The organism is Streptococcus pseudopneumoniae, from assembly GCF_038148955.1.
Taxonomy (GTDB): Bacteria; Bacillota; Bacilli; order Lactobacillales; family Streptococcaceae; genus Streptococcus; species Streptococcus pseudopneumoniae_T.
Genome location: NZ_JBBJZY010000021.1, coordinates 15,550 through 32,694, shown reverse-complemented (window position 1 = coordinate 32,694; position 17,145 = coordinate 15,550). Strand labels below are relative to the sequence as shown.

Sequence of the window (17,145 nt, the reverse complement as noted above, 5' to 3'; positions counted from 1 at the left end):
TACAGCCTGCGGCTAGTTTCCTAGTTTGCTCTTTGATTTTCATTGAGTATAAAATTCATTGTAACAAAAAAGCGGCATTCCCTCAATGACAGAAATGTCACTCCTATAAAGCATTTAACAATACCTTTCTAAGTCTTCGCTCCATTCCTTATCTAAACTAACAATTAACTGCTCATTACCAAACATCCTCGCCATCATTTTTGCTTCTTCATACTTTTGTTTAGCTGTATCATAATCCATCTGAATATAATATTTCCATTCTACCATCAAGACAATCGGTTGCTTTTGGAAATCTCGTGTTTTTTCAGAAATCCAATTCAGTTTTTCTACAGCTAACTTAAATAACTCTAAGTCATTCAATAATTCACAACTTCCTAGCCCTGCAAATAACACATCACGAACAAGAAATAAATCGTCCGTACCGCTATTTTCTACGTTATTACATACTTTTTGAAACATTAATTGAAGTTTCTGCTGTTCGCTAATAGATAACTGTCCTTTTTTTATATTTTCTAAATAACTACACAAAAAATACAATCTAATTTTTAAAAGATCTGAAAAGGAAAATTCTCTTTGATTCCATAGTTCCTCAAAAGATTCATCTAAAAGCGCTATTCCATACTGTTCATTATCCGTCGCTCTCACTTCATCTATTGCTTGAAGACAATCCACTACCACTTTCTCATCACGGGGCAAATCATCATAAAAACATTCAAAAATCTCATCAAAATATTCTTCCTTCTGCTCCTGCAACTCCTTGTCTCCGTAGTCAGGATGATGAAGAAGAAAGTACTTTAATTCTTGGTAGCGTTTAGGCAATTCCTTATAATCTGGCATCAAAACGTAGGACGGAATTTCTAATCGTTCTGCAATGTATTCTAGTGTTTTTATCGTCGGGCGAAATTCTCCTTTTTCGATTCTCACCAACTGACGCACTGATAATTCAGACTCATCCCCACAAAAAACTGGACGACTTAGTCCTTTTTCTTCTCTTAAGCCTCTTACTTTTTCACCAAAACTATTCATTCCTTCGGTTTTCTCCTATATTTTAAAAATATAATTTTTTATATTCTATCATAGTTTGGTGAAAACGACAAAAAAGAGACAGGAAATTCCTGCCTCTAGGCTGATAACAATTATTTACGGCGTCCTGGTCTTTCTTTGTAACCATAGTAAGAATCTTCGATGATTTCTTGCATGTGGTCAACCATTGGAAGACGTGGGTTAGCTGGTGAACATTGGTCTTCGTAAGCAAGGAAGGCCAATTCACGAGAATGTTCTTTCCATTCTTTTTCATCGATTCCTTGTGCTTTAAAGTTCATTTGGATACCTACGCGCTCACCAAGTTCGTAGACAGCTTTTGCGTAAGATTCCACACCTTCTTCTGGAGTAGAAGCTGGAAGTCCAAGCATGCGTGCGATATCTTGGTATTTTTCATCTGCACGGTAGTAGTTGTACTTAGGCCATGTTGCTGTCTTAGCTGGACGTGTTCCGTTGTAACGGATAACATATGGAAGCAAGATGGCATTTGTACGACCGTGGATTGTGTGGAATTGCGCACCGATTTTGTGAGCCATTGAGTGAGAAATACCTAGGAAGGCATTGGCAAAGGCCATACCAGCGATTGTTGAAGCGTTGTGCATTTTCTCACGTGAATGGAAGTCTGCATTCTTAACTGAGCTTTCAAGGTTTTCGAATACAAGTTTGATGGCTTGAAGTGCAAGACCGTCAGTGTAGTCACTAGCCATTTGTGATACGTAAGCTTCAGTCGCGTGAGTCAATACGTCCATACCAGTATCAGCAGCAACAAATCCAGGAACTGTCAATACCAAGGCAGGGTCTACGATTGCCACAGTTGGTGTCAATGAGTAGTCAGCAATTGGGTATTTACGGTTGTTTGCTTTATCAGAGATAACAGCAAATGGAGTTACTTCAGATCCTGTACCAGATGTAGTTGGGATTGCGATGAATTTAGTCTTCTTACCAAGCAATGGGAACTTGAAGGCACGTTTACGGATATCCATGAATTTTTGAACAAGGTCACGGAAGTCCACTTCTGGTTGTTCATAGAAGAGCCACATTACTTTAGCAGCATCCATTGGAGATCCACCACCAAGAGCGATGATTGTATCTGGTTTGAAGGCACGCATAATCTCAGTACCACGGTTTACAGTTGTGATATCTGGATCTGGTTCTACATCAGCAAAGATTTGGTAAACAACCTTATTGCGACGAAGGTCCAGTTGTTCGATGATACGATCAAGGAAACCAAGCTCTACCATGGCATGGTCAGTAACGATCATGACACGTTCAACGTCACGACATTTTTGAAGGTATTGAATTGAATCACGTTCAAAGTATGTTTTTGAAGGAAGTTTCATCCATTGCATGTTATTTCTCCGTCTTCCGACTTTTTTGATATTCAAGAGGTTAATGGCACTAACGTTATCCCCAACTGAGTTGCGTCCGTAAGAACCACATCCAAGTGTCAATGATGGCAAGAAGGCATTGTAAACGTCCCCGATACCACCAAAAGTAGAAGGTGAGTTACAGATAACACGAATAGCTTTAACAGCTTTACCAAATTCTTTAGTCAATTCTTCGTCAGCTGTGTGGATAGCTGCTGAGTGTCCAAGACCGTTAAATTCAACCATTTGACGAGCCTTAGTAATACCATCTTCACGGCTTTCAGATTTCAAAACGGCAATAACTGGTGACAATTTTTCACGAGTCAATGGCTCATTTTCGCCAACTTCTTTACATTCTGCAGCAAGAATGTTTGTTCCTTCTGGAACTGTAAATCCTGCTTGTTCTGCAATCCAAGTTGCTGGTTTACCAACGATGTCAGCGTTCAATTTTGCACCAGCACAGTTTTTGCTGTTTGCTTTGACGCCGAAGCAGAACTCTTCAAGAAGAGCTTTTTCTTTTTTGTTTACAAAGTAAGTGTGGTAAGATTTGAACTCTGCTACAAATTCATCGTAAATTTCTTTATCAATGATAACTGCTTGTTCAGATGCACAGACCATACCGTTATCAAATGATTTAGACATGACGATATCGTGTGCTGCTTGACGAATGTTTGCTGATTTTTCAACATAAGCTGGAACGTTTCCGGCACCTACCCCAAGAGCTGGTTTACCACATGAATAAGCCGCCTTAACCATGGCATTACCACCTGTTGCAAGGATTGTCGCAACACCTTCGTGGTTCATAAGGGCACTTGTTGCTTCCATAGATGGTTGAGTAATCCATTGCACACAGTTTTCAGGAGCACCAGCTGCGATAGCTGCATCGCGGACGATACGAGCTGCATGAGCAGATGATTCTTGTGCTGATGGATGGAAGGCAAAGACGATTGGGTTACGTGTCTTCAATGAAATCAATGATTTGAAGATTGCTGTTGATGTTGGGTTTGTTGTTGGAGTAATACCACAAACAACACCAACTGGTTCAGCAATAAGAGTCAATCCTGTTACATCGTCTTCTTCGATAACGCCAACTGTCTTAGTGTGACGCATGTTGTTTACTACGTGTTCACAGGCAAACAAGTTCTTAGTTGCTTTATCTTCAAATACACCACGTCCTGTTTCTTCAAAGGCATGTAAAGCCAATTCTCCGTGGGCATCCAAAGCTGCTACTGATGCTTTGGCAACGATGTAGTCAACTTGCTCTTGATCCAATTTACGCATTTCTTCAAGGGCAACTAGAGCTTTTTGAACCAACTCATCTACGTGTTTTTCAGCAACGAGTTTCTTTTCCTCTGGTGTCACAGTTTTTTTATCAGCCATATTTTCCTCCACAGCTTTCAAGGATCGATATCCTTTGTTAATTTTTTCACAAGTTTATTATAACGTATTATTTCAACTTTGTAAACAGTTTCATAAACATTTCACAAAGAATTTTTAGCACCTTGTGAAATGTTTGTTATTTTCTTTTCTTAGCAAGCTTTATCTTTGAAGTTTGTGAAATTTATTTCAAATATTTTTTATTTCACAAACTTGCTTGGAAGAGGGACTTGGAAAGTGATAGATTTTCCGGTAAGCGCTTACTTTGGAGTTCTAACAATACCTCCTTTGATAAGGAGGCTTTATTTTTGTTGAAAAACACCTTGTTTAAAAGTTCCTTCATAAACGACTTCTTGTTCTGTTGTTAGTTTTCCTTTTCCTTCAGCCTGACCATTTACAAAATCACCTTCGTAGGTCCAGCCTTCTTTGGATTGAAAGGTACCTTTTCCGTTGAAGGCTCCATTGCTGAAACCACCAGTATACTGGTCTCCATTTTGGAAGGTAATGGTTCCTTGACCATTCATTTTGCCACGAACAAGACTGCCGTCATAAACAATCGTTCCATTATCCAGTTTTAAGACACCTTTTCCGGGAATATTTAGAAAAAAGACGAGTACAGCACAGAAAACAATGGTAACTACTGCCAAAATCTCTAAACGTGGACGAGTCAGATAGACACGATACTTGTCGTAAAAATTCTTAAGATTTTCCACCTTCACTCTCCTTTTCTAAACGTTCTAGCCAAACTTGACACCCCTCTTGAACACGCTGATAGGTCTCCTCAAAATCCCCTGTATACCAAGGATCTGGGACACTTTCAGATGCGAATGAGTAAATCTTATCTTGACAATCTACTGGACACATTTGACGTAAGTCAGAAACATTTGAAGCGTCCATTCCGACAATATAATCAAAGTCTTCAAAATCTTCTTTAGTAATCTGAAGAGATGTCTTGCTCTTGTCATAAGGAATCTCATACTGTTGAAAAATTCCCTGAGTGCCCTTATGAATCGGATTACCATGTTCCCAAGAGGAAGTCGCTCGACTTTGGATTTCGTAACTATCTGTCATTGATTTCATAACAAACTCGGCCATAGGACTGCGGCAAATATTTCCCAAACAGACAAAGACTAGTTTTTTCATCCCATTTCCTTTCTTTTATAGAAAAACGGGAGTTCGTGATCCCGTCTTATTTTTCAATTGCACCTTCGAGTGAAGCAGTTTCTTTCAGCGGTAATACGGTCTTGATAGCAGCTAGTTCAAAAGTCAAGTAAACTCCATCTACATCAAGAACAATCGTTCTCTTCTCAGTATCGACTTCATCAACTGTTCCGTAAAGTCCACCGATTGTAATCACTTCATAGCCTTTTTGTAGTTTATTTAAACTTTCCATACGTTTTTGTGCTTGTTTCTTTTGAGAGCGTTGCATAAAGAACATCAAGCCCAACATCGCTACAAGCATAATCACAAATGTTAAATTTGGACTAATATTTTCCATAGTATTTTCTCCTTTGTCTTTTACATAGGACTACTATATCAAATTTCAGCTACTTTTACAAGATTGTACCTTACTTTTCTAGTAAGAAAAAACCAGAGCTTGCGCTCTGATTCTTAGGATTATTTCAAGTCTTGAACGACTTTTACAAGATTTTCTACAGTAAAGCCATATTCTGCCAATACTTTTGGTGCTGGGGCAGAGGCTCCGAAGGTATCAATACCTAGAACGGCACCATCAAGACCAACATATTTGTACCAGTTTTGAGTTGCACCCATTTCGACTGCAACACGACGGCGGACTGCATTTGGAAGGATTTCTTCCTTGTAAGCTGCATCTTGTTTATCAAAGACATCTGTAGATGGCATGCTGACTACGCGGACTTTTGCGCCTTGACTAGCCAATTCTTTGGCAGCTGAGACAGCAAGGTTGACCTCTGAACCTGTTGCAATCAAGATTGTATCAAAGTCTGCTGCATTTTCATAGACGACATAGGCACCTTTAGCAACCTTATCGAAATCTGTCCCTTCTTCAACAGTCAAGTTTTGACGTGTCAAGACAAGGGCAGTTGGTGTTTTCTCACTTGTCACTGCAAGGTACCAAGCTGCTTGAGTTTCACGCGCATCTGCTGGACGGAAAACATTCAGATTTGGCATAGCACGAAGACCTGCTAGGTGTTCAACTGGTTCGTGAGTTGGACCATCTTCACCAACTGCGATTGAATCGTGGGTAAAGACATAAGTAACAGGAAGTCCTTGCAAGGCTGACAAGCGGACAGCTGCCTTGACATAGTCAGAGAAGACGAAGAAAGTACCACCGTATACACGAAGTCCACCGTGAAGGGCCATCCCGTTCAAGATAGTTCCCATTGCAAATTCACGAACACCAAACTGAATGTTACGGTTCAAGCGATTAGCGTCGTCTTGAAGTCCGTCCGTTTTGATATAAGTCATGTTTGAGTGAGCAAGGTCAGCTGATCCACCTAGGAAGGTTGGCAACTTAGCAGCTACAACATTCAAGGCATCTTGGCTTGAATTACGAGTTGCTTGAGAGAAGCCATTTTCTAAGGCTGGGAAGTCTGCTGGAGTCACTTCAACTGGATCACGTCCGTCGATGATGGCTTCTACTTCTGCAGCCAGTTCTGGATGAGCCTCTTTATAGTCAGCAACTAATTTAGTCCAAGCTTGATAAGCTGATGCGCCACGGTCCGCAACATTTTCCTTGAAATCAGCGTATACTTGTTCTGGAATTTCAAATGGTTCATAGTCCCAACCGAGCGCTTGACGAGTTGCCGCAGTTTCATCTGCTCCAAGAGGAGCACCGTGTACAGCATTAGTTCCTTGTTTGTTTGGAGAACCGTATCCAATCACAGTCTTTACTTCAATCAAAGATGGTTTTCCTGAAGCTTTAGCTGTTTCGATAGCAGCATGGATTGCTTCCAAGTCTGTTCCATCTTCAACCAAGGCAGTGTGCCAACCGTAAGCATTGTAACGGTCACGAACACTTTCTGTAAAGGAATCCTTTGTCTCACCATCCAAGTTGATGTCATTTGAATCATAAAGAACAACCAACTTATCCAGTTTTTGTAAACCTGCGTATGAAGCTGCTTCGCTTGAGACACCTTCCATCAAGTCTCCGTCTCCACAGATAACGTAAGTATAGTGATCAAAGATATTGTAGCCTTCGCGGTTATATTTGGCTGCCAAGAAACGTTCTGCTTGGGCAAAACCAGTAGCAGTTGAAATACCTTGACCTAGAGGACCTGTCGTAGCATCAATCCCTGCTGTATGACCAAATTCTGGGTGACCAGGTGTTTTAGAACCCCACTGGCGGAAGCTCTTGATTTCATCCATGCTGACATCTTCAAAACCAGAAAGGTGAAGAAGAGCATAAAGGAGCATTGAACCATGGCCTGCTGAAAGAATAAAGCGGTCGCGGTTAATCCAGTTTGGTTGTGCTGGATTGATACGAAGTTGTTTTGTAAAGAGGCTGTAAGCCATCGGAGCTGCTCCCATAACTACACCTGGGTGACCTGAGTTGGCTTTGTTGATGGCGTCAATACCTAGGAAACGAATTGCATTAACAGATAGATTTGACATAGAATTTCCTTTCTATTTGAGGTGATTATTGGATCACACATTCTATTCTACTATTATATGAAAAAATACATAGAATAGCAATAAATCAATTCGACACTAGATAAGTCATCTATTTTCTACCCTCTAGTCGCTTGATAATAGGGAAGCAAGCGCTCATAAGCTTTTTCTAATTTATCTAAAATCGCTTCCAATGATTGATTTTCTATACAAGAAACATCTGCCTTAACTAACACTTTACGGATTTCTTGACTGCCTATCTTCTCGACTAAAGTACGACGATTTTCTTCGTTCGCCTCCCATCTTTGACTTTGACTATCAGAGTAGGATAGATAATAAATCCCTTCTACCACTGGAATTTCTAAAACCTTGGCCTGCTTGCCTAAAGTTTGCTCATCTTTCTTGCGCTCGATAACACTAACTTCTAGTGAGACACCAAAATCAGAAGAGCTTCCATACAAACGTAAAGCTAGCATAGGATCTGTCACTTTCCCCTCACGCTGTATATAAACCCAAAAGTGTGGTCTCAAACGCTGGGCCTGATTCATCCACTGGCTAGTCTGTTGGAGTTGCCATTCTGGATGATTTGCCTGAAAGGCTTTAGCCAATTCTGTAAAAGCCTTTCGAGCTTCTTGACCTTTGTGGCGCAATGCCAGCATCTTCTCTCGCTCTGTTCCCGCTTTATCTGGATTACGGTACTGCAAACCTGCAAAGTCTATATAGTCTCTTATCTTATTCAACATCAGTTTAATCTCCTCTAGCTAGCAAAAAATCAGGTCAAGCCTGATTTTACTTATTCTGTATCTACAACGACGTAGCGATTGGGCTCATCACCCTCAGAATAACTAGTCACGCCATCCATACGTGAAATAATACGATGGATAATCTTGCGTTCACTATTCGACATTGGATCTGTCTGATGACTGCGTCCTTCTTCTAAAACACGAGTCGCCAATTTTTGCGCATAGGTCTGCAAGACTTCTGCACGGTGTTCGACATAATCATTGACATTGATTGTAATGTAGAAGGTTCTTGAATAGCGGTTATAAAGATAATTTTGAGCCAACAGTTGCAAGGCCTTCAAGACTTTACCATGGTAGCCGATAATACGACCTGGTTCGTTAGTATCAATTTGCAAATTGATACTACGACGGTTATAATCATTTGAAAGTGTGGCTTCAACATCCATGTCATCCACAATCGCTTGAACATAGGCAGTCACATCCGTAGCCACCTGGGCAATATCAAAGCTCGGTTCAACTTTCAAGCCCATCTCTGTCAAGTCTTGATTTTCAGTTTGGTCTTGCTCAGTTTCAAGGTCATCAGCGCCCGCTTCTTCCCTCATCGCTTCCTCGATTTGAAGTTCATTTAAAATCTCAATGTGACCAGTTTCTTCTAAGATAGTGCTGGCATGTCTTTCATGTTTTAAGATTTCAGCCTTGACTTCATCAGAAATACCTTGGCCTTCCTCTTCAATCTTTTTAATTACCTCTACAACATGACCCAAATCAACAGTTGCTTCACTGACTGTTTTAACAGGCTCATTCAAATCATTGATTTGTTTTGGAACTCCCTTTACAGCTTGTTGGTTTGCTTTGACAACAGTCGTTTCACTAATCGCTTCAATATCCACTTGGGCTGGTTTTTTACCAAATAAACCAAGAAAGCCTTTTTTCTCACGAGAAATGACTTTAATATGTGCCTTCTTCCTTGGAATATCTAATTCTTTTAATCCTTTTTGAATTGCTTCTTCAACAGTTGAACCTGTAAATACTACCATTACCAGATTCCTCCTTATTATTTCGTTTTCTGAGCCTTTTTCTTGGCTTTTCTTTTTCTATTTTCCAAATCTTTCTGTGCCTGTACTACCGCCTCACGTTCTGCGATAATCTTGAATGGATTGTTCAAGAAATAGGTTTGCAAGACTTGGTAAGCATTGGACACTGTCCAGTATAGGGCGACTCCACCTGGCGCATAAACTGCAAAGATAAAAATCAAGACTGGAATCCCATACATCATCGCCGTCGTAGCTCCATTACGCTCAGACAAGGCTTTGTTGGACAACCAAGTACTTAAAAAGGTAAATACTGCTGCTAAAATCGGGAGAACAAGGGTTGTATCCACACCACCAAGGTTAATCCATAAGAAATGACCTGTCTTCAAAAAGTCAACCCTTGATAGAGCTTGGAACAAGGCCAAAATAACCGGCATCTGAATCAAAATCGGCCAAAGAGAATCTGATTGTCTGACACCCATTTCTTTAAAGACTTTACGCATTTCCTGCTCTAGTTTGGTTCTGCTTTCCATATCTCGACCCGGATATTGTTCTCGCAGCGCCTTAATGCGTGGTTGAGCTTCCTGCATTTTTCTAGAAGCCACCATTTGCACTTGAAAGACTGGCAAGAGCACTGTACGAATCAAGATTGTAAAGAGAATAATTCCCACTCCGATACTAATATCAAACGATAAAAAGCGAATGACTTCTGCAAAGAAGTAAACCAATTTACTCCAAAAATCAGTCGAATCTGCCGTAATATCGCTAGTTGTCCCATTAGTTGCACAGGCTGTCATAATCAATAGAGACAGTCCTAGCAAACTAGTCAACTGTAGTTTCTTTTTCACTCCCATTTCCTTCCTGGTAAATCTTTGATAATTTTAATACGTGGAGTAGATTTTTCTCCATCTCTGCGTATCCCAAGGTTTCGACTCCTTTTCGAGCAATGACAACAAAGTCGACATCTTCTACCAGACTCCCTTTTGCATTCTGGATAATATGTCGAATTCGTCGCTTAATTTGATTTCTAGTGACGGCATTCCCCAGCTTTTTGCTAACTGATAGACCTACTCGAAAATGGTTTTTCTGGTTTTCTAATTGGTAGACAACAAATTTTCGGTTAGCAAAACTTGTCCCCTCCTTGAAAATCGCCTTAAAATCTTTCTCTCTTTTTACACGAAAGTTTTTCTTCAAAACTCAACTCCATCTATTAAATTACTACTATTATACCATATTTTTCAAAAAAGCCAATCATAGCAAGGTTTTGGACAATTTCATCAGAAAAAGAAGCTGGAAAAATCACTTTCCCAACTCCTTGTACGGAATATTTTTTCTGATTTTAGTTATTTTTTCAAGCGTTCAACATCACGGGCAATAACTAGTTCCTCATCTGTTGGAATAACCAAGACACGGATCTTCGCTGCATCTGTTGAAATGTCTCCTGTCACACCAAAGACGTTCTTTTCTGGGTCAACATCACAGCCAAACCACGAAATACCTGAGATTACATCACGACGGAAATTTGCTGCATTTTCACCAACACCTGCTGTGAAAACAATAGCATCTGCTCCATTTAGGACTGCAAGGTACTGACCGATATGTTTTTGAATACGGTCAACATACATTTCATAAGCCAAGCTAGCCTCGTGATTCCCTTCTGCTACAGCAGCTTCTATATCGCGCATATCGCTAGAATTAGCAGAAACTCCCAAAAGACCTGATTCACGGTTCAGAACACGACTGATATCTTCTGGTGTGTTAAAGTCCTCTGTATATTGCATTAAATAAGGAATGATAGCTGGATCAATGTCCCCTGTACGAGTTCCCATCATAATACCACCCAGAGGAGTGAAGCCCATAGAAGTGTCGACAGACTTACCAGCTTTCACAGCTGTAATTGAGCCTCCGTTACCAATATGACAGGTAATCAACTTCAAGTCTTCTAATGGACGTCCCAAGAGTTTTGCTGCTTCTCCTGCTACAAACTGATGGCTTGTACCGTGGGCACCATATTTACGAACCTTGTTTTCTGTGTAATATTTTGTTGGTAGAGGGTAGCGATAAGCTTTCTCTGGCATAGTTGTGTGGAAGGAAGTATCAAACACAACTACACTGGTAATGTCTGGCAACAGTTCCTTAAAGGCACGGACACCTGCCGCATTGGCTGGATTGTGGAGGGGAGCCAACAAGCTTAACTCTTCAACTTTTTCTAAAACATCCCCCTCAACAACTGTTGATTCTTTGAAATATTCTCCACCGGCAACAACACGATGTCCAACACCTGTAATCTCATCGTAAACCTTGATAATATCGAAACGGATCAAGTCATCCAATAAAATTTTAACGGCTTGTGTATGATTTTCGATATCCAAAATTTGTTGTTCAGAACGGCCATCAAATTTTACAGTTGAAATTGAATCTTTCAAACCGATACGTTCAATCAAACCTTTCGCCAATACTTTTTCTTCTGGCATTAAGTATAATTGCCATTTTAAACTTGAACTTCCTGCATTTATTGCGATTGTTTTGGTCATAATCAATTACCTCTTTTAAGCGTTTTCATCTATTATAACAAAATCTATTTTATATTTCAGTACCTTGAGTCCATTTTTGAAAATTTTCTTTAAATTTCATTAAAACACTTGCATCTTGCAAGCTAGCAAGTGGATAAACAAAAGGCTCTACTGCTATTTCATTTTTCTTCTGTAAGATAAAAATAGTCTTGGACTGTTTGGCATTAGTAAAGAGATTTTCAGGCAGACTAATCATGGCAACCAGACTCGCTTCCTCCTTCAACCACCCTTTCAACAAATCACTTTGAGGACTAGTTAACAAGTCACTCGGAGCTAGAAAAATAGCATATCCATCTGACTTGAGGTACTTAAGCCCTTGTTCCATGAGCAAGTGATGGGCGTAGGTATGTTCTTGACTAGAGGCTACTTGATGGCGCGCTGCAACGGCATCATCAGGATAATAGCCAACAGGCAAGTCGCTGATGACCACATCGCTTTCTTTGAGCATTTGTGGACGAACGGCATCTCCTTGGACAAAGCCAGCCTGTAAACCAATCACATCTGCCATGCTAGCTGCCAAATCAATCAGCAAATCATCTACTTCTATTCCCAAGTAATCCACTTTTTTAGCCAGCGAGGTCAAGAAAGTAGCTCCCAGAATTCCCATCCCAGAACCCATTTCGAGGATAGTGATTTCCTCCTCTTTAAACAATTCCTCCACAATAAACACCAAAAGTAAGGCAATAGCATCCGGTGTAAATTGGTGATTGGCCTGCAAGGGCTCTGTCTGCCCCGCCTTCATCAAGAGGAACTGGTAGGTCTTGAGCCATTCTTCTTTGCGAAGCGCTAAACGCTTAAGGGTTTGATTGTTCTCTTTTACCTGATTTAGCTCAGTCTCACCATCCAGATAGATGCTGTTTTGTTCCACCAAGGCGTCATAAAAATTGGTCGCCAAATCACTTTGGATGACTTGGACATTCTCTAGTAAATACGTATAAGCTTGTTCAATTTTTTCAAAATCCATATTCCTATCTTATCAAATTTCCCTTCTTTTTTCCATCCTTATAGAAAAATCACTCCCTGACTAGGCGAGTGATTTTTGGGCTACTGTTAAAAAGAGTTCTGAGTAATTTCCTTGAAACAGGTCTTCAGCACTGTAAAGAATCTGACTGTCAATGCTCCAAAAACCAAACTGGGTTAGCTTGTTTTCCAGTTCAGCCAATTCAAATCCATGATGGTTAGCTTCTGTCTTGGTAAAATCAGCAAGTAAGAGTTGTCCATTTTCCTTCAAATGTTGACGAAACAGTGAGAGAGCCGCATCCAAATCAGGCATATGATGAAGAACCCGACTAACAACAATGAGATCAAACTCTTGCTCCAAGGGAGTTGCCAGTAAATCTTGCTCCAGAAACTGGATATTCTTGATTTCTTGTCGCTCCGCTTTCAAACGAGCTTGCTCCAGCATTTTCTCAGAAATATCTACAAGAGTGACGAACTTGGCTTGATTGGCTAGGGGCAAGGCTAATAGACCCGTCCCTCCACCAAAATCCAAAATTTCTTTGTCTGATAGAAAATCAATCTGTTTCTCGACTGCTTGACAAACCAAGTTTGCAAGGAAGATATTTTTAGGTGAATCAAAAGTTTCTGCTTTATGGTTAAAATCATGTTTCATATTTTTAGTTTATCACAAAGTAGCTTGATTGGCTAGGAATTCTCTTTCTTTTCGACCTTCTCTTCAGATTTTTTCTTCTCCGCTTTTTCGCTTGAATCGGTCTCTACCTCTTCCTTTTTCTCTGTTTTCTCTTCTTTGATTTTGACTGAAGAAAACAGAAACTCATATTGACTCTTATCCGTACGAACCCTCGTCACCAAGCTTGTTTTCTTGTTTTGATAGCTTACCTGACCTAGATTAAAAACCTGTTCCCCACTTTCTTGCTCGGCTTTATCCTTGGTTCGTTTAGCCATGGCAAAAGCAACCAATTTTTCTTTATTCAAAGCATAGTCTTGATAGTGAGCGACCTGTCGGTTCAAGTAAAATTGTAACAAAAGACTAAAAATGGCTGCTATGGTGACTGCATAGAGGAGAACTCCTGCCTTAACTTTTTTCTTTTTCCACACGATAGATGAACTCCCTTTCTAAGCCTTTTTGAAACTGGAAACGAAAACGAACCACTTGATTTTCCTCTGTAATCTGCGCAGATTTGAGGCCATAAACCATAGGCTGATAGCCTCGTCCACTGGCATCGGTTTTCCGAAAATCATCCGATTTTGACTTACCTATAGCGATATCCTTGCCATCCTGCTTCATGTATAGGCGATTGCCTTCTACCTTTTCGAACTGCGAACGATCTAATTCTGCTTCCAGCTGGTCCACAAACAAGAGCCACTCTTTTTGCTCACTTTGCTGCTGGTAGCGAACTTCTGAAATGAGGAGCTGACTCATGGCTTGAAAGAGAAGTAAGCTTCCACTGATGACAATGAGGGCAATCAGGGATTCCAACAAAGTGAAAGCCTTGACCTTATGGCTCTTTGATAGCCAACAACTGTTCTGAACCATGGTAGACCTCCAATCCTTTTTCACTAGAAAACACCTGAATCTCAACTCCATTTATGTTTACCTGATTTTGACCTGTCTGCAAGGCCATCTTAGCTACCCTCAAGACTTCTTCCTTTTGCAAGATTTTTGCTTCTTCTTGCCTATTCTTTTGAATTTGTCCCAAAAGGAGGGTCGCAATGCTGGCAAAGATAGCTAGAGCGACTACTGCTTCCAGTAAAATCACTGCCCTAATTTTTTGTTTCCTTAATGCGTTTAATTTTTCCATTTCCTAGATATAATTGATAACGAATCGCTCCTTTGCTGGTCTGAAATTCAACCTTAGCCAGGGACGAATTGCCCCCAGATCGGTCAAATGTAATACTTTGGCCTGATGGTGCTTGAATTCCTTTAGGGACTGTCAACTTTTGACTGCCATTGCTAATGGTCTGCTCATCTAAATTCAGACTAATCTTTTGCTGACTGGCTACACTGCGTTTTTGGGTTTCCCTATAGAGTTCTTCAAACTCCATAAAGAAAATCTGTTCCTCTACCGCCGCAAAAGTGGACTGGACAGAGCCTGACAAGCCCAAGGCAAGGATACTCACAAGTCCCAAAACCAAGAGACTTTCAAGCATGGTAAAGGCCTTAATCCGCGACCGTTTGAGTCTTATTTTGTTTTGCATGATATTCTTTATAAGCTTTAGCTTGCTCTTCTGTGATGCGATCATCTGCTTGTAATTTGCTTAGAGTAGCCTCTTCGTTTTTATTCAAACTATAAAGCTCTGCCTGGCTTTCTACCACCTTAACAACAGCAGCTTTTCCTTTGTCGTTGACTGCTTCTTTTTGCTTGGTCAGATTAGGTACAAAGAGCAAGAGAAGCACACTGATAATTAAAAGGACCACTAACATCTCTACCAGAGTGAAAGCTTTAACCTTAGCTTTTTTCAAGAATGTCATCATTTTTTTCATGTTAAAAATTTACCTCCATATTTTGATACATGGGCATGAGCATTGCCGCATAAAGTAAAACGATAATCAATGCCACAAAGATAAAAACCAGTGGCTGCACCAGATTCATGGTGCGGTTGACTCGGGTAAAAAAGGCTTCCCAAGTTTTTTCAGCATAGATTTCCAACTCACTACCCAGCTTGGACTTGACTTCCCCATACTCGATGATGAGACTCAACTCCTTTTTAAAGAAAGGATAGGTTCCTATCGTCTGAGAAAATTCACGGCCATTTTGTAGGGACTGAGCCAAATCTTGACCGATTTCTTTAAAGAGCTGGGAACCTTGTTCCTGCATGATCTGAAAAATCTGCGTCAACTCCAGCCCTTGAGAAATCATATTACCCCATTCACGCGCATAATAGGCTGTCAAATAGGTCTGCACAAAGATTCCAAGAAAGGGAAGGCGTGCTAAGATAGAAAAGACGCGCATCTTAGAACTTCTTTTATAAAAAGTTAGTGCTAAAAGGACACCTACCGAAACAAAAACTATCATGCCTAGAAAGATTTGTGGCAGATTGCCAATAATTTGGGTGGCAATATTACTACTATCCAGTTGTGGTAGTAGGTAGTTTCGTAGCCCCAGCATGATTAAGAGAAGAAATCCCAGCAAAATCAAGGGATAGGTCGCTACTTCAATTAGTTTTTTCTTAACCTTGGCCAGATTGTCTAGATACTCTTCTATCTTTCCCAAACTCAGGTGGAGATTTCCATGGACTTCCGCTAGGGATAACTGAGTGACAATGGCACTTGAAAATCCCAAACTGTCCATTATTTCTGAGAATGATTTCCCCTGAGACAAGCCTGTGCGCATCTGGATCACACACTGCTTGTCCAACAAGGCACTCCTATCTAAAAAGGAGATGGTCTCCACCAGATGAAAACCGCTGGAAAAGAGATTGTTAAACAGGGTGATGATATTTTTTTGCTTAGCTGTAGCTAATTTTTTCCGTTTCAGCCTGAAGACTTGTGATATGTCCATCTTTAAGAAGCTGGTCAATCTGTTCATTCCAGCTAGTTGGCTGGTGTTCTTGATAGTCTTTGTTTGCAAAGTCAACAATTCCTCCTCCCCCGATCAATCTCTGGTAGCAGACTCCTTGCAGAACGACTGCCAATTCCTCCTTACTCACACCCAACTCCAGCAGGCGCTCATAAACACCTCGAATACTCTTGGCATGAATGGTTGAAAAGACTGTCGCCCCTGTCAAACTGGCTCTAACCACTGCACGCGCCGTCTCGCTGTCACGAATTTCTCCGATAATCAAGAGATCAGGACGATGCCGTAGGGAAAGCTTAATCAGATTTTCATAGGTCAGTCCGATTGCTTCGTTCAACTGCAATTGGAGCATGTCGTCCTGCTTGATTTCGACAGGATCTTCGATGGACATAACTTGCTGTCCTTTAAATAGGGACTTGGCTAATTCGTGCATCAGGGTCGTCTTGCCACTTCCGACCGGACCAGCAAAGAGATAGAGACCACGTTGCCTGTACTGCTTACCCAATTCGTCAATATTCTGAAACCAAAAATGCAAATCCTGCTCCTCATCATGCAACAAGCGAATTACTAAACTCTCATGTCCTCGATAATCGCCTACAGTAGATAGACGTAGGGACGCCATCTTATCATCATAGGCATAGTCGCAGGAACCAAGCTGACTACGTCGCTTTTCTCCCACATTCATACCCGCCACAAACTTAAAGTGACTGATGACGGCCGCAAACTTTTCAAAATCATAACAACCGATTTTACAGCGCTCGTCTCCTACCCTCATATGAAGCTCATAGGCATCTAACTTAGGGACAAAATAAATATCCTGCGCCCCTTTTTTCCGGGCCGAACGAATGATTTCTTGTGCAATTTCTTGAACCATACTTACCTCCTCACCTATACTATTCGCAAAGATTTGGAAAAATAAAAAAAGCAACTCCAAAAAAGTTACT

General features: G+C 40.7%; 20 protein-coding genes. All 20 read right to left on the bottom strand.

The annotated features are described in order from the left end of the window. Positions 1 to 114: 114 nt before the first annotated feature. On the bottom strand, positions 115 to 1,026 hold the full coding sequence (locus WKI23_RS08015; protein ID WP_368079549.1) for an XRE family transcriptional regulator: 912 nt from the start codon (positions 1,024 to 1,026) through the stop codon (positions 115 to 117). A 110-nt stretch (positions 1,027 to 1,136) separates the two neighbouring features. Then, the gene (gene adhE, locus WKI23_RS08010; RefSeq protein ID WP_368079548.1) at positions 1,137 to 3,788 is read right to left on the bottom strand and encodes a bifunctional acetaldehyde-CoA/alcohol dehydrogenase; all 2,652 of its coding nucleotides are present in this window, start codon (positions 3,786 to 3,788) and stop codon (positions 1,137 to 1,139) included. 299 nt (positions 3,789 to 4,087) lie between these two features. Continuing rightward, positions 4,088 to 4,498, bottom strand: a complete 411-nt coding sequence (locus tag WKI23_RS08005; protein ID WP_368079547.1) for an MORN repeat-containing protein — start codon at positions 4,496 to 4,498, stop codon at positions 4,088 to 4,090. Next, complete coding sequence (locus tag WKI23_RS08000; protein ID WP_368079546.1) at positions 4,485 to 4,928, bottom strand: low molecular weight protein-tyrosine-phosphatase; 444 nt, start codon at positions 4,926 to 4,928, stop codon at positions 4,485 to 4,487. Before WKI23_RS08000 ends, WKI23_RS08005 begins: the two co-directional genes overlap by 14 nt. Before the next feature lie 46 nt (positions 4,929 to 4,974). Beyond that, entirely contained in the window at positions 4,975 to 5,274 is a 300-nt protein-coding gene (gene yajC, locus WKI23_RS07995) for a preprotein translocase subunit YajC (protein ID WP_049540522.1), read from the bottom strand. Positions 5,275 to 5,402: 128 nt separating this feature from the next. Next, positions 5,403 to 7,379, bottom strand: a complete 1,977-nt coding sequence (tkt, locus tag WKI23_RS07990; RefSeq protein ID WP_368079545.1) for a transketolase — start codon at positions 7,377 to 7,379, stop codon at positions 5,403 to 5,405. A 116-nt stretch (positions 7,380 to 7,495) separates the two neighbouring features. After that, positions 7,496 to 8,119, bottom strand: a complete 624-nt coding sequence (locus tag WKI23_RS07985; protein ID WP_368079544.1) for an HI_0552 family protein — start codon at positions 8,117 to 8,119, stop codon at positions 7,496 to 7,498. A gap of 50 nt (positions 8,120 to 8,169) precedes the next feature. Continuing rightward, on the bottom strand, positions 8,170 to 9,156 hold the full coding sequence (jag, locus tag WKI23_RS07980) for an RNA-binding cell elongation regulator Jag/EloR (protein ID WP_368079543.1): 987 nt from the start codon (positions 9,154 to 9,156) through the stop codon (positions 8,170 to 8,172). A gap of 17 nt (positions 9,157 to 9,173) precedes the next feature. After that, the gene (locus tag WKI23_RS07975; protein WP_368079542.1) at positions 9,174 to 9,998 is read right to left on the bottom strand and encodes a membrane protein insertase YidC; all 825 of its coding nucleotides are present in this window, start codon (positions 9,996 to 9,998) and stop codon (positions 9,174 to 9,176) included. Beyond that, the gene (gene rnpA, locus WKI23_RS07970) at positions 9,973 to 10,344 is read right to left on the bottom strand and encodes a ribonuclease P protein component (protein ID WP_000739245.1); all 372 of its coding nucleotides are present in this window, start codon (positions 10,342 to 10,344) and stop codon (positions 9,973 to 9,975) included. The genes WKI23_RS07975 and rnpA overlap by 26 nt, the downstream gene beginning before the upstream one ends. Before the next feature lie 149 nt (positions 10,345 to 10,493). After that, a complete protein-coding gene (locus WKI23_RS07965; protein ID WP_368079541.1) occupies positions 10,494 to 11,684 on the bottom strand; it encodes an acetate kinase in 1,191 nt (396 codons plus the stop codon). 49 nt (positions 11,685 to 11,733) lie between these two features. Further along, positions 11,734 to 12,687, bottom strand: coding sequence for a class I SAM-dependent methyltransferase (locus WKI23_RS07960; protein WP_368079540.1), 954 nt, complete (start codon positions 12,685 to 12,687; stop codon positions 11,734 to 11,736). Positions 12,688 to 12,747: 60 nt separating this feature from the next. After that, complete coding sequence (locus tag WKI23_RS07955; protein WP_368079539.1) at positions 12,748 to 13,335, bottom strand: class I SAM-dependent methyltransferase; 588 nt, start codon at positions 13,333 to 13,335, stop codon at positions 12,748 to 12,750. Positions 13,336 to 13,367: 32 nt separating this feature from the next. Next, positions 13,368 to 13,781 (bottom strand): competence type IV pilus minor pilin ComGG, encoded by a 414-nt coding sequence (gene comGG / locus WKI23_RS07950; RefSeq protein WP_368079538.1) that lies wholly within the window; start codon positions 13,779 to 13,781, stop codon positions 13,368 to 13,370. Then, positions 13,759 to 14,220 carry a competence type IV pilus minor pilin ComGF gene (gene comGF, locus WKI23_RS07945; protein ID WP_368079537.1) on the bottom strand — a complete coding sequence of 154 codons (462 nt, stop codon included), beginning with the start codon at positions 14,218 to 14,220 and terminating at the stop codon, positions 13,759 to 13,761. The genes comGG and comGF overlap by 23 nt, the downstream gene beginning before the upstream one ends. Further along, positions 14,183 to 14,485: a competence type IV pilus minor pilin ComGE gene (gene comGE / locus WKI23_RS07940; RefSeq protein WP_000413380.1), complete on the bottom strand. Its 303-nt coding sequence runs from the start codon at positions 14,483 to 14,485 to the stop codon at positions 14,183 to 14,185. The genes comGF and comGE overlap by 38 nt, the downstream gene beginning before the upstream one ends. Continuing rightward, a complete protein-coding gene (gene comGD, locus WKI23_RS07935) occupies positions 14,448 to 14,882 on the bottom strand; it encodes a competence type IV pilus minor pilin ComGD (protein ID WP_368079536.1) in 435 nt (144 codons plus the stop codon). The genes comGE and comGD overlap by 38 nt, the downstream gene beginning before the upstream one ends. After that, positions 14,845 to 15,168 carry a competence type IV pilus major pilin ComGC gene (gene comGC / locus WKI23_RS07930; protein WP_000738649.1) on the bottom strand — a complete coding sequence of 108 codons (324 nt, stop codon included), beginning with the start codon at positions 15,166 to 15,168 and terminating at the stop codon, positions 14,845 to 14,847. Before comGC ends, comGD begins: the two co-directional genes overlap by 38 nt. Before the next feature lies 1 nt (position 15,169). After that, positions 15,170 to 16,186, bottom strand: a complete 1,017-nt coding sequence (gene comGB / locus WKI23_RS07925; RefSeq protein ID WP_368079550.1) for a competence type IV pilus assembly protein ComGB — start codon at positions 16,184 to 16,186, stop codon at positions 15,170 to 15,172. Next, the gene (gene comGA, locus WKI23_RS07920; protein ID WP_368079535.1) at positions 16,134 to 17,075 is read right to left on the bottom strand and encodes a competence type IV pilus ATPase ComGA; all 942 of its coding nucleotides are present in this window, start codon (positions 17,073 to 17,075) and stop codon (positions 16,134 to 16,136) included. The genes comGB and comGA overlap by 53 nt, the downstream gene beginning before the upstream one ends. Positions 17,076 to 17,145 lie beyond the last annotated feature (70 nt).